Genomic DNA, 14,038 nt, shown 5'->3' with positions numbered 1-14,038 from the left:
ACGAGGTAAATAAAAATGAAAGTTAATGCAGTTTATCATCCAAGTTTTGGGCAGTATCAAGGAAATCCTCTTATAGAAGCATTACCACCTGTACGTGAATTTTCAGAGGTGAAAAATGCACTAAAAAGTACAATTACCATTAACCCATCAGAAAAACATGAATCAGGTGTAGTTAGAGGTCACCTAATTGCTCAATTGATGAATAATTTTTTTCAACCGATTGCACGGCATATTCAATTGGAACAAAAACTCTCCATTATACTTCGTGAAGGTTACGTAGGGCGTAATCTTGCAAATGGCTCTCTTAATTCACATCTACAGAATGGTTATGAGCGAATGATGACTGGTGATGTAAATGCCATTCGCTTTGAAGCAGCTAAGTCCACTGCACGAAGTATGTGTTTTATTGGCTGTTCAGGAAGTGGCAAAACTACTACATTAAATCGAATTCTCGCTACTTATCCTCAGGTCATTTTTCATGAAAAATATAATTTTACGCAAATTGTTTATTTAAAAATTGATTGCCCACATGATGGCTCTTTAAAAAGTTTGTGCCTACATTTTTTCAGAGCAATCGATCAAGCACTAGGGTCTGATTATGAAAGAAAATATGCATTAAAAAGACATGGTATTGAAACATTACTCAACTTAATGCGCCAGATTGCCAATTTACATGCAATTGGATTGCTTATTATTGATGAAATTCAGCATCTAAGTGTGAACAAGTCTGGAGGTGCAGATAAAATGCTGAATTTCTTTGTCACTTTGGTTAATGTGGTTGGCTTGCCAGTCGTGATGGTTGGCACACCAAAAGCTCGATTTATTTTTGAAGATGATTTGAGATCTGCTAGACGAGGGGTGGGATTAGGCTCAATTCTGTGGGAACAGATTAAAAATGAAGAAAACTTTATTCACCCACAGACAAAAAAAATAATTAAATCAGAATGGGTCGGATTTACTGAAGCACTTTGGAAGTATCAGTGGCTCAAAAAAGCAGATCTTATGATAAGTGAAGAAATCAGGAACTGCTGGTATGATCTCAGCCAAGGCATTCCAGATATTGTGGTTAAATTATTTGTATTAGCCCAAATGAGAGCAATTGAATCAGGGCTGGAGCGTATCACGGTAAAATTACTGAAACAGACATATGAACAAGATTTAATCCCAATTCACCCAATGATTAAAGCGCTACGCTCAGGTGATGCCGAACAAATTTCACAATTTTCCGATCTGATTATTCCCGAAGTTGATAAAAAGCTACTCCTCTTACAAGCAAAACTAGAGCAAAAAAAAGAGTTCATGGAAGATATTGATATCTATGATGGACATCAAGAATCTATTCATTTACATCGCCTACTGATTGAGCTGGGATACGAATCAAATTTATTAGCACCTCTAGTTAAAAAAGTATTCCGAGAGAATCCTAAATTTGACATGAAATCAGTAATGCCGATTATCCTAAGCTGGCTGCATGAGCAAAATGAGGAGTTCTCTTCACCTTCTAGTGCAAATAAACCACAAGATACACAAAAGATAAGAAAACAGAGAATTCAATCCAAATTATGGCACTCTCTTGATAATGATGATTTACGTTTTCAGTTCAGTCAGAAAGAAAATAAACAAAGCTTTTATGAACATCTAAAAAACCAGACTGATTATGTCATCAATATGGAAACTTTAATAAAAGAGGCAGGATAAATATGCTAAATTTTCCGGTTCCTTATGCTAATGAGTTAATCTATAGTTCAGTTGCTAGAGCTGGAATACGATTAGCAATTAATAGCCCAAAACAACTTTTAGATGAGATTTTCCAAGATCGTGAAGTTGTAGCGACAATAGATTTGCCCGCAAATTTATCAAAAATTTTAAAGCTGTTACCTGAAACACAATTTGATGCAGAAAAACTAATTTATCAGCATACTCTTTTTCCTCTTTATGCCCCATTTGTTCCAGAAGAGCGAAGACAAGAATGCATGCAATGGATGCTGAATAAATCAAATGGTTCAGTACATTTAGCCCTAGGAATTAATGCATCTTACATAGCAACTCCCACCTATTTGCAATATTGCCCAGGATGTATAAATGAACAGCTTAAACAATATAAAGAATACTATTGGTCCAGACTTTGGCAAGTCCAAGGTGTTACTTGTTGTCAAAAACATGGTGAACTTATACAAACAAATATAGAGTTTAGGTCACCACACAAACATGAATTTATTGCAGCTGATGTTAAAAACTGCCCGATTGTCACTCAGTCAGCAGCCAAATTAGATGATCTGTTCATCTGTAAAAAAGTAGATGAGCTTTTACAGCTTTGTCCAAAACAATCTGCAAGTTTTGAGCAATGGGGTCTTTTTTATAAGAAACTTGCTCATCAAAATAATTGTGTCCGAGGAAACTCTCATATTTTATATGACTCCATTTATGAAAAAATTTCGACTCGCTGGTCTAAACAGTTTTTAAAGCAATATCATTTGGACAATTTCAGTTCTGAAAATAGTTGGCTATGTAGTATTTTCCGAAAACATCGTAAATGTTTTAGCTATCTTCAACATTTAATTGTAATTGAAGCTATGAATGCAGGTAGAGACTGGTCATTTAATGAGATCTTAGTAACTGTTAATTCTTTACAACCAGTCATTAAACCACAATCTATAAAATTACAATCCTCAGATATAACAGAATCTCAAAATACAATTATATTAGAAAAACGAAAAAAATGGCTTGAGGCAATCAATCAAGACAGCATCAATGCATCAAGAAAACAAAATAGTGCTCTATATGCATGGCTCTATCGCAATGATAAAGAATGGCTACTTGAAACAAACAGTCATTATCAGCAACCTCACATACCTACAGGAAATAAAATTGATTGGGGTACACGTGATCTTGAAACCGTTAAACTATTAATAAATATTAAACAACAACTTATAGAAAACTTGGATTTACCTAGAAAATCAAAAAACTGGTGGATCAAGCAACTTAGGAATCCAGCTACTATTGAAAAAAATTTAGATAATTTGCCATTAACTAAACAGTTTTTAGATCAATATAATGAGGATATTAGCTGCTTTCAGATTAGGCGACTAACCCGAGTATTACTGCAATCATATTCAGCAAATGAACAACTGTCACGCTGGATCATCTTACGAAAATCGGGTTTAAGTGAAGAAAGAATAACAACTGAAGCAAATAATTTTTTAACGAACGTTATTAAACTTATTCATTGGGAGAATTAATTTTGGTTATTAGGGGTTTTCCGTTAAACGCTAGAATTTCATATATTGGGGCAATTTTTAAGAATAAACAAGAGAGAGATTGGAATATTAATCTCGGATTAGAATATGAAAAACAAAGGTTTTTTAAACATACTCGATTTTCAAGCATGCACTTGGTCGCACAACGGAGATGCTTAAATTCCTCAGTTGAATTGAAAGATGAAAATCATTTAACACTAAAATTTAAAATTAGCGATCTCACAAAATGGCAGGTCAGCAATAATATTGCGACAAAACAATTTCAACTCACACAGAAATTAACTGACCTTGATCAAAAATTTAAAAATACAATTGTACATTTGCCACAATTGGAACTTGCTAGAGCATTATTTTTTCATAATGCTTATTTTGCGAGAAATGCACTTTCACAAAATTTTTTAAGTCTGGAATTTGACGTTCAAAGAGTTTCAGAAAACCATGTGCTGATTACAGAACTATCCTCGAGTAATTTTCCCCCATCTCAATATAATCATCCTGGCATGCGCAACTTACTCGCTTGGATTTTAATCAACCCTGAAATCAGAAGAAGCTATGAAAGTATTGCTACTCATTTTTTTAGTGAAAAAATACAAGGTACAAATAAAGAATGGTGGTATTTCAATTTTGATCCCCCTTCTTTAGCAAATGTAGAAATAACTGTTAAAGCCTATTATTCTAAAAAATTGAATCAAATTTATATCAATGAAATTGTAGAGATTAAAGGATTAGAATCGAACTTACCCAAGAAGATTGATTTTTCTAGTTCGCGATTTACTCAAAATAAAAATACATCGTCTACAGGGAAATCAGGTACTTACTCAACCCGACAAGAGTCCGAATCTCCAGAAATTGATGATAGTCAAGAGGCTAATAGTGATCGTAAAATCCTTACTTTGCCTAGCTATCCTGTATTACTCAGCTTTTCCGATCCAGTTCTCACCCGTAAAATTTATAATAAAAAAAGAGCCAAGAACACATCCTTGCCTTCGCTGGAAGAGGAAATCCAAGACTATGATGCTGTAGGGACTGATGAAGCGACTAGGGTTGGAACAATTGGTCGTGGTGAATTTGAGGGTTTAGAAGATGAGAGTAATAATTTAGATTTGCTTATGGATCGTTTTGAAGCCTTCAGATTCATGATAGAAAAGTTTATTGAGCAAAATAATATTAAGGCGACAACCTCAAAACTCTATAAACTTCCTAGATTGCAGCGATCTAAACTCCACATAACTTTGGATGGAAACAAGCGCTCTCTAATGATTTACAGGTTGGATAAACTATTCGATCACAATTTCATAATCTTTGAAATAGATGTCACAGATAATGTGAAAAAACTTTCAACCCTAGTCCTCTGCTTAAATGATATAAAAGAGTTTGATGAGACATCAATTGAAGCAATGATGAAAAAAATTATGCAGTGTTCACTAAGATGGCCGACTTTAAAATATTTTGCAGACTATGGTTTGGCAAAAACCTTACATCATCCTAAAAATCTAAATGAACTTAATGAATCAAGTCAGGAGTTCGAACGATGGGTTGAACGATTCGATAAAATAATTAAGGAATTACTTAAAAAAATTAGAAAAGAATGAGACAGTGTAGATAAGGATACTGAACCGTACCTACCGATTTGTCGAAGGTCAAATATTCCAGCATAATTTTGTCGGTGATATCACCTTCCTCTACAATGGCGTTACCGCTTCACGTTTAGACAAACGTTATGGTTTAGCCTCAGTGGGAATGTTTCTAAATTATCTTTGAATAAAAGACTTTAGCTCGCTTGAATCTATATCCTAAAACCTCTGTAATTTTTTATGGGGTTTTTTGTTTTTTAATCTTGCCACATTATCTCTATACTATTTCAATACTTTATACCTTCGACTCTTTTTTGCGAATTTTGAGAAATCACATGACACAACTGACTTGCTTTAAAGCCTATGATATTCGCGGCAAACTCAGCACCGAGCTGAATGAAGAGATTGCCTATAAAATTGGTCGTGCCTATGGACAGATCTACCAACCGAAAACTGTAGTGATTGGCTGTGATATACGCCTCAGCAGTGACGGCTTAAAACAAGCCACCATTCGTGGTTTAAATGATGCTGGAGTCAATGTGCTTGATCTTGGCATGACAGGGACTGAAGAAGTCTATTTTGGTGCCTTCCACCTCGATGTGCAGGGTGGTATTGAAGTGACGGCCAGTCATAACCCTATGGACTATAATGGCATGAAATTGGTACGTGAAAATGCACGTCCAATCAGTGCAGCTACTGGTCTTAAAGAGATTCAGGCTTTAGCTGAATCAGGTCAGTTTATTGAAGTTGCACAAAAAGGGCATACTGAAAAATACAATATTTTGCCTGAGTTTATTGATCACCTGATGACTTATATTGATCCGGCAAAAATCAGCCCGATGAAACTGGTGATGAATGCCGGCAATGGTGCTGCAGGTCATGTCGTTGATGCAATTGAACAGAAGTTTCAACAGCTGCAGATTCCAGTGAAATTCGTGAAAATTCACAATGAAGCCGATGGCAATTTCCCCAACGGAATCCCTAACCCGATTTTAATTGAAAACCGTGACAGCACCCGTAATGCAGTATTAGAACATCAAGCAGACATGGGTATTGCCTGGGATGGTGACTTTGACCGCTGTTTCTTATTCGATGAAAAAGGCCAGTTTATTGAAGGCTATTATATTGTCGGTCTTTTAGCTCAAGCCTTCTTACTGAAACAGGCTGGCGAGAAAATCGTGCATGATCCACGTTTAGTCTGGAATACCTTTGATATTGTTGAACAATTCAAAGGTGAAGCAATTCAATCCAAATCAGGCCATTCTTTCATTAAAGAAAAAATGCGTGAACATAATGCGGTTTATGGCGGTGAAATGAGTGCCCATCACTATTTCCGTGACTTTGCCTATTGTGATAGCGGTATGATTCCATGGTTACTGGCAATAGCGGTACTATCTGAAACAGGAAAATCATTATCCTCTCTAGTCGAAGAAATGATTGCCAAATTCCCATGTTCAGGTGAGATCAACTTTAAAGTTGCAGATACTCAAACCACGATTCAAAAACTCTTTGATCATTATGCCGATCAAAAACCTGCTATCGACCAGACGGATGGAGTGAGTCTGGATTTTGGTGCATGGCGTTTTAATGTCCGTGCATCGAATACTGAACCTTTACTGCGTTTGAATATTGAAAGCCGTCGTAATCGTAACCCGCGACCGATGCAAGACTATGTTGATGAGTTAACTCAGCTAATTCAAAGTTAATTAAAATATTCATTAACAACTTAGATTAGCATTTGAAGTGCAACACCATGTTGTTGCCATAATACCTGACTCGAACTTTTAAAGCCGAGTCTTTTTCTTGGGCGGTGATTAAGGCGGTGAGTGATTTCTGCAATATAACCATAGCCGTAACTTCCAGCACTTTTTTGAACCTCATTCAGAATAATGCTTTAAAACAGCTTATGCTGCAAAAGTGGGTGATTCATGCGGATGGGTGAGAATGATAAAAAACCGAAGAAAGGTTATGTCTGGGCCTATGCCACTACACAGTACAATCCAGTTCAGGCGGTGATCTATGACTTTCAGGATAGTCGTTCAGGCCAGCATGCTGCAGAGTTCTTGAAAGGCTGGCAGGGTTATCTAGTCTGTGATGATTACAGTGGTTATAAAGCACGCTTTAAATCAGGCCAGGTCATTGAGGTGGGCTGCATGGCCCATGCACGTCGTAAATTCCATGAACTGCATGTAACTGGGAAAAGTCAGGTCGCTGAACAGGCATTAGTGCTGATTCAGAAACTGTATGCCATAGAAGCTGAACTCAGGAAAAAGACCGAGGGTACAGCAGAACACCGCCGCGAATACCGATAACAACATAGTCAACTGGTGATGCAACAATTGTATGAATAGCTCAACCAACATTATTTGACGGTGCCATCGAGTTCTCCAACCGCCAAGGCAATCAATTACAGTCTGAAGCGTTGGCTAGCTTTAAGTCGATATCTCGATGATGGCAATAATGATGTATCCATACCGCCATATTTGGCACGCTATTTATAAAAGGTGGCATTACTCATACCATTGTTCACGACAAAGCGCAGTTACAGGTGTCTCTGACTATGCCTGTTTCAAGATGGACATGATGATCTGACTGTCAGTAAATTTAGATGTTTTCATGCAGAAGCTCCTACTTGTATAGAAAAAATTCTAATTTTAGATCCTATTATTTGTAGGGGGGATTACCAGGGCTGTCCTAAATATAAGTATTTAGTAGATAAGATCCACATAAAAACTATCTTTATAAACTCCAGCTGGAGTCAAGGCAGAAGGTTGCTCAGCCAGCTGTACCAATACAACAAATTTATTTAGGTTAGTTGCCGGTTGAGATATCGGCATATTCCAACGAGATGAGGTCGCCCCAGAAATATACATTTGTGTTCTTATTTTATGATTGCGCTCATTAACCAAATAACTGCTGCCATTAGTGCTGGTTAAGTTTTTAGAATTAAATTGAATAGCATAACTGCTATCACACCTTACAATAAATGAAGTCGCAGCTTGACTCAGATAAGAAGAATTCAATTTAAGTTCTGATGCTGTCGACCGTTCAATCTGACAACGTTGGGCATGACTTAGATTGGTCAATAATAGAGAGAACATAAGTATAATAAATTTAAGTTTCATTATTTTTCATCCTTTATTTACAGATAAGCGTAGATAGTCCGCTTTCTTCTTTTTGATTTTCTGTAACCATTAATTGTGCAAAGCAAGTTTTAGATTCAGTGCTGGTGATTTTAATATTGTAAGTATTTGGAATAAGCCCATATAATGTGACCGTACCATCAGACGAGATAGGATAAACCTCCCCACCATCATTATTGATATATAATTCTGAACCAGCTGTAAATTTATTATTATTACTATCCACAGGTAAAATCGTGACCTGTTTTGTATTATATATAGGAAAGTTAATAATATAGCCCCGCTGATCTAAAGCGGTAAGCCTCTTGGTTGCATAAGGAATTTTATCTTCAACAGGTAACTGATTCTGATCAAAACCAATATCATAATTTACATAAGGGATTATATCATGAACAAAGGTATAGCCTTTCTTATTCGTCTTGTCTACTACAGATAAAGACCTTAGAACATCGACATCCTGATAATCTCCTACACTAACAACAGAAAATGCATTATCAACCAACTTGGTAAAATTAAATTTATTATTCAGAAAAATAACCGCTCCACGATAATTTAGTTGTGATTCAGACTCATTATCTCCTTCTATATGATAAAAACCTAAATCCCCAACATCTGTTTTCAATCGCCCATTAAAATTATATAGTGTTTCATCATCCAGCCTATTTACACCTGTTTCATAGTCAAATCCAACCTGATTAGGATTACTTTTAACAAATTGTAATTTAGTTCTTTCCTCTGTTGAATGACTAAAATAAACTGCTTTATCATCATCAAAACTATAACTGAGTGATAAGACAACTCCAGAATCCCGATCATCACCGAATGAGCTAAAATAACTTAAACCTAGGCTCCCCTTCCTACCTAACCGACGATTAAACCCTAAATTTAAAGTTTTACGATCATTTTGAAAAAATAAAGGAATCTCATCTTCCACGCGTATTTCTTGCTGATGAAAACTCTGGGCAGCATAATTCAAATAAATATTATGTAGGAGAGGAATATTGCTCATTCCTCCATAAATTAAATACTCATACTTAGGATAAGTATAAAAGTTATCCAGATCATCACCTAAATATTTAAAATCTCTTTCTGTATATTTTGCACTTGCACCAAGTGAAACTCTTCCAAAATCCTTTGCAGCAGATAATCCATATGAATAATTAAACTTATTAAGTTCATCATGTGAAACTTGAACAACACTATCCAAAACCAAATAATGACTAATCGCTTGAGTCCATAGAAAGCCTAAATTTTGCAAGTCTTCGCTATAAGAAAAATTAGAACCAAGTGTTGTCCGATTAGATACCCCATAACGATAATAAAAGTTAGAGAAAAAATCACGATAGTCATCACTTTCTATATTATAGTTATAACGTAACTTTCCTAATGAAATATTATATTCACTGAGATTGGGTCTTAATAACTGACTTGTAACCAGAATAGGAAAACTTTGTACGCTTCTATTCCCTAGCACATCTTCAACGACAATTTGTGCATTCCCTGCCTGTTGAATTTGTGCACCAGTTTGAAGATTAAAATCACCAGGACTGACTCTTTGACTATATATACTTACCCCATTAATATACAAATCAACTGTAGAAGGAACACGTGCACTTCCCTGTAAGGTTGGAGTATTCCAATAAATAAAATTTGGTCGCTCAGTAAAATTAGTTCCCCAGTTTAAACCGGCAAAACGTAAAGAATTAATTAATGGATTATATACTGTAGTTGTATCTCCTAAAGTAAGCTGAGTCATACTTTTAGGAAATTCAAAGTCAACACTAGTACTGAGTCGAGTAAAATACTCATTCAAAGGATGATTATAATAAGCTATTGAGTTCTTAAATATCCAATAATCTTTAAAAATACCGAGCTCTGTAATGCCGTTATATACAGAATTTGTTTGTCTGTGTATTTTTGAATTTAAATAGGTAAAATCATAATTTACAAAACTTCCAAAGCTGGCTTTCTCTGGCATAGTCTGTAACTGAGAAATCTGTGTACTTGACTTAAATAGAGGAGTAGGTATCGTCAGATTAATTGTTTGCTCAGAGACATCAAAATTCGATTGAATATTCTGATCTGAAATAAGACAAAACTCATCCCGAGAAGCCATTTTTGATAATTTAGATATATCAATGTCTCGTTCCAACAACACACTACACTCTATATAAAAATTATTATCACTTTTTATTAAAATAATATCTATATTATGATGAAGCTCATTTATCCAGAGATTAGCAAAAAACTCTTCATCAGGATTCTGGTTAGCATTAGCATTACATAAGAATAAAATATTGACTAAAAAAATTATTTTTCTGTTTAACTGCATAATATAATCCTTGATTATAATTTTAATCCATAAGCTTTAACTCTACTTCATCATTTGACTTATCTGTTATTAATTTAACAAAATAATTCTGAGGATTATTTATTTTAACTCCTCCCAACTCATAGAAAATATTCTTATCTTCAAGTGCATATTTCATATTATTGCTAGTAAAAACTTCTTTCTTATTCGAGTCTAAAATTTGTAACTTTGAAAGGCTTTGTTGCACAAAGATTTGAAATGCAAAGCGCCCCTAATTGATCCAAATTTAAGGCGTAACTTGGGTAAGTGGGCGACCTAATTCCGTAAATCTGTTAAGGACTGCTACACGTGCATGGATCTCATTCACCTGACTAGGAAAGCTTCTTGCCATTAATTTATCGCCTAATAATTTGATGCAATGCATCTTGGTTTCCACCAAACTGCGGCGATGATAGCCTGACCATTTTTTCCATAATGTCCTGCCTAAATGTTTAACTGTTCGAAGTAATTCATTTCGCTCTAGCGAGCTACTCTTTGTATCTTTCCATGGTTTCGCATTTTTTCTAGGTGGAATCACCGCATGCGCTTGCCGATCTGCAATGACCTGACGGCATTGCTTGGTGTCATAAGCTCCATCGGTATAAACAGAGTCAATCTGCTCATCTTGTGGAATCTGATTAAGTAAATCACCAAGCACCTGTGAATCACTGACATTATTGGTTGTGAGCTGAATAGCGCGTATTTGTAGGGTTTTGGCATCTATACCAATATGTAGTTTACGCCATTGGCGACGATATTCAGCTCCATGTTTCTTGCGTTTCCATTCGCCCTCACCTAGAAACTTCATGCCTGTAGAGTCTACGAGTAGATGCAGCCCATCGCTACTTTTTTGGTAGCTGATTGCAATATCAATATGCTTTTGTCTTCTACAAAGCGTACTGTAATCTGGTGCGGTCCAATTTAATCCGCAAAGTTTAATCAGACTTTGCACAAAGCCAGTGACCATACGTAAAGACAAACGGAATAGAGATTTAATCATTAAGCAGCATTGGATAGCTGCGTCGGAGTAGGTTTGATTTCGCCCTTGTTTGCCTTTTGATGGAGCATACCATTGCGTAGCAGGATCAAACCAAATGGCAATATTTCCGCGACTCATGAGTGCTCGGTTATATGCGGGCCAATTGGTTGTGCGGTAGATTTTGTGTGTAGGCTTCTTCATTTGAAAATTATATCGCTGAAAAAGCCTTTACAGATAGGTTTGTGCAACAAAGCCACTTTGAAATTTGAACATGAGATTTTGCTTTATTTTTAACTACAAGCTTATCATTTTCAATATTAAAATTTAATTTTAGGTTATCTTGCTTTCCAATAAATAATGGCAGGTTAAAATTCATCAAAAAAGTAATAGATGATTCTTTTACAGGCTGAGGTAATTCCTCAATTATAATACGCCAGGCACCCTCTTCCCTACCATCTAATACAGATGCTATTGGACGATTAAACCCAACACGTATAACTTGTTTTCCATTAGGTTTCAAAATAAAATTTCTTGGATTAATAATAAGAGTGTTATCCTTCTCCAACACGTCTTCACCTTTATTATTTTGATCCCATTTAAATGCTTTTATTTCAAATATCTTTTTTTCTTCTTCATTTATAGATTCTAAAGTAAGTGTTGTTGTTTTTTGTTTTGTATCATTAAGTATATACATTTGTACTGGATCAATTGCCACATCAGCCTTTACCCCAGTCATAGAAAAAAAAGATATAATAAATAATTTAGCTATTTTTCTCATATTATAATTTTCCACTTAAAAATATAATAAGGCAACCTAACCCAACATAAATGTTAGGTTAGGTTGATTAAATAAATTAGTAGTAAGCTTTGATTAGATAGCGATCGGTATAATTACCTGCTAACTGTGTAGCATCAACTGCAGCATTAGTAACTGCAAGTGTATAATTATCAACTGCTTGACCGTTATGATTTGAATTACCAAACGGAACAGCGCCTGCACCTTGTTTAGTTGTCACAATTGTTGTAGAAATTGTTTCAGATGCATCTGTTTCATGTCTAACAAATGTATTATTACTGGCGCCAGCATTTGCAGTTTGCAAATTCAGAACATAAGGGGTGTTTGTTGTAATTGAATAATTTGTACTTTGAGTTCCACCGGCAGCAGATAATAGTATTGCATTTCCACCAGTTAAAATACATTTCTTGTTAATTTTAAGTGAAATTGGAATTTCTTTTTCACAGCCTAAAGTATTACATTTACTCCAGTCAATTGGTGGTTTAGGATTATGACCTGGGCGTCCTGCAGTTTCCGCATCTGCTGCATAAACAACTGTTGAGCCAAAACCAAAGCTTAGTGCTAATGCTGCTAATACTGCTTGAGTCATTTTATTCATGATTTTCTCCATTCCTTAAAAAAAGAATATATTTATTTTTTTGAGTAACACTGGCATAAAAACTCTTTCTCATGATGAGTAAGGTTATGCAGCGTGTAGTTATCTTATTATCATTGATTAAAAAACATACACATACTTTATTATTCACAATATATTTTTCCATTTACCCCAATTATTATTTTTTGTATGCCATTATTTTATATTAAATTATTTAAAAATAAGAATTGTTACATATAATTCTTACAAAACTCCCTCTAAGGCTAAAAAAGAACTTAGAAAATAGAAGCTAATCAGTTATAACTTAACCATATGATTTTTATATTTTTTAGATAATTACAATCTCAAACCATTAATAATTTTTACAAATAATTACAATTTACTCGCAGATAGGTGAAAATAGTGTGATTCTGTTGTGTTTTTTTTGTTATTTTTCATACATCATCGCATTTACCAAAAATCTCATTACTATAGTTACTACCAATCTGACTTGACTGTGTTGCAAAATCCTAGCACTGAAGGCTTCTTCAGCAATATAATTCTCTAATGAAACAAGCCTACACCCAAAATCTACCGTACAACCAATTAATCCACCGGTAATCCCACCTACAATAAAATGGGAGCACAATATTGCTCCCATTCTTATTCAGTAAGCGTCCGCTGAACCCCATGCCTATTTTTTAATTTGAGTTGGATTTCCAGCGATGTGGCAGTAATTCTTCTATTTGGGTCGCTTTATGCGTCGGCAGCCTTTTCAGCACATCACTTAAATAGGCATACGGATCCAGTCCATTCAGCTTTGCTGACTGGATTAAAGTCATGATATTGGCAGCTCGTTGGCCGCTGCGCAGCGAGCCAGCAAACAGCCAGTTCTTACGTCCCAACGCCCAGGGACGCATCTGATTTTCAATCCAGTTATTATCTATAGGCAAATTACCATCATCCAGATAGCGGCAGAGTGCCTGCCAACGTTTTAGGCTGTAATTGATCGCCTTGGCAGTTGGAGAACTCGATGGCACCGTCAGATAATGTTGGTTGAGCCATTCATACAGTTGTTGCATCACCGGTTGACTATGCTTTTGCCGATATTCGCGGCGATGTTCTGCTGTACCATCGGTCTTTTTCCTGAGTTCTGCTTCTATGGCATACAGTTTCTGAATCAGCACTAATGCCTGTTCAGCGATCTGACTTTTCCCGGTCACATGCAGTTCATGAAATTTACGACGTGCATGTGCCATGCAGCCCACCTCAATGACATCGCCTGATTTAAAGCGTGCTTTATAACCACTGTAATCATCACAGACCAGATGGCCCTGCCAGCCATTCAAGAACTCTGCAGCATGC

General features: G+C 35.7%; 11 protein-coding genes and 1 pseudogene. 5 read left to right on the top strand and 7 right to left on the bottom strand.

What is annotated here, in order from left to right; all coding sequences use genetic code 11:
- Positions 1 to 15 precede the first annotated feature (15 nt).
- The 5 genes and pseudogenes from G5T77_RS05315 to G5T77_RS05295 form a co-directional block, all read left to right on the top strand.
- On the top strand, positions 16 to 1,698 hold the full coding sequence (locus tag G5T77_RS05315; RefSeq protein WP_166135080.1) for an AAA family ATPase: 1,683 nt from the start codon (positions 16 to 18) through the stop codon (positions 1,696 to 1,698).
- A gap of 2 nt (positions 1,699 to 1,700) precedes the next feature.
- Complete coding sequence (locus G5T77_RS05310; RefSeq protein WP_166135078.1) at positions 1,701 to 3,239, top strand: TnsD family Tn7-like transposition protein; 1,539 nt, start codon at positions 1,701 to 1,703, stop codon at positions 3,237 to 3,239.
- A 2-nt stretch (positions 3,240 to 3,241) separates the two neighbouring features.
- Positions 3,242 to 4,849 (top strand): Tn7-like element transposition protein TnsE, encoded by a 1,608-nt coding sequence (locus tag G5T77_RS05305; RefSeq protein ID WP_166135075.1) that lies wholly within the window; start codon positions 3,242 to 3,244, stop codon positions 4,847 to 4,849.
- Between the two features lie 317 nt (positions 4,850 to 5,166).
- Positions 5,167 to 6,537 (top strand): phosphomannomutase CpsG, encoded by a 1,371-nt coding sequence (locus G5T77_RS05300; protein WP_166135073.1) that lies wholly within the window; start codon positions 5,167 to 5,169, stop codon positions 6,535 to 6,537.
- A 182-nt stretch (positions 6,538 to 6,719) separates the two neighbouring features.
- Positions 6,720 to 7,290: pseudogene (locus tag G5T77_RS05295) on the top strand (IS66 family transposase); the annotation flags it as partial.
- Between the two features lie 249 nt (positions 7,291 to 7,539).
- Here G5T77_RS05295 and G5T77_RS05290 read toward each other — a convergent pair.
- The 7 genes from G5T77_RS05290 to G5T77_RS05260 form a co-directional block, all read right to left on the bottom strand.
- Complete coding sequence (locus G5T77_RS05290; RefSeq protein WP_166135071.1) at positions 7,540 to 7,956, bottom strand: hypothetical protein; 417 nt, start codon at positions 7,954 to 7,956, stop codon at positions 7,540 to 7,542.
- A gap of 13 nt (positions 7,957 to 7,969) precedes the next feature.
- Positions 7,970 to 10,306, bottom strand: coding sequence for a fimbria/pilus outer membrane usher protein (locus G5T77_RS05285; protein WP_166135069.1), 2,337 nt, complete (start codon positions 10,304 to 10,306; stop codon positions 7,970 to 7,972).
- Between the two features lie 22 nt (positions 10,307 to 10,328).
- Positions 10,329 to 10,532, bottom strand: coding sequence for a hypothetical protein (locus tag G5T77_RS05280; RefSeq protein WP_240904188.1), 204 nt, complete (start codon positions 10,530 to 10,532; stop codon positions 10,329 to 10,331).
- A 39-nt stretch (positions 10,533 to 10,571) separates the two neighbouring features.
- Positions 10,572 to 11,504, bottom strand: coding sequence for an IS5-like element IS17 family transposase (locus G5T77_RS05275; protein ID WP_099475569.1), 933 nt, complete (start codon positions 11,502 to 11,504; stop codon positions 10,572 to 10,574).
- Positions 11,505 to 11,511: 7 nt separating this feature from the next.
- The gene (locus G5T77_RS05270) at positions 11,512 to 12,081 is read right to left on the bottom strand and encodes a fimbria/pilus periplasmic chaperone (RefSeq protein ID WP_166236196.1); all 570 of its coding nucleotides are present in this window, start codon (positions 12,079 to 12,081) and stop codon (positions 11,512 to 11,514) included.
- A gap of 76 nt (positions 12,082 to 12,157) precedes the next feature.
- Positions 12,158 to 12,697: a hypothetical protein gene (locus G5T77_RS05265; protein WP_159123841.1), complete on the bottom strand. Its 540-nt coding sequence runs from the start codon at positions 12,695 to 12,697 to the stop codon at positions 12,158 to 12,160.
- A 677-nt stretch (positions 12,698 to 13,374) separates the two neighbouring features.
- On the bottom strand, positions 13,375 to 14,038 hold a 664-nt coding region (locus G5T77_RS05260; protein ID WP_166236194.1), incomplete at its 5' end, for an IS66 family transposase.

The organism is Acinetobacter sp. GFQ9D191M (assembly GCF_011174875.1).
Classification (GTDB): Bacteria; Pseudomonadota; Gammaproteobacteria; order Pseudomonadales; family Moraxellaceae; genus Acinetobacter.
Note: the sequence above shows the minus strand (reverse complement) of the source record. Positions and strands in the feature narration are given on the sequence as shown.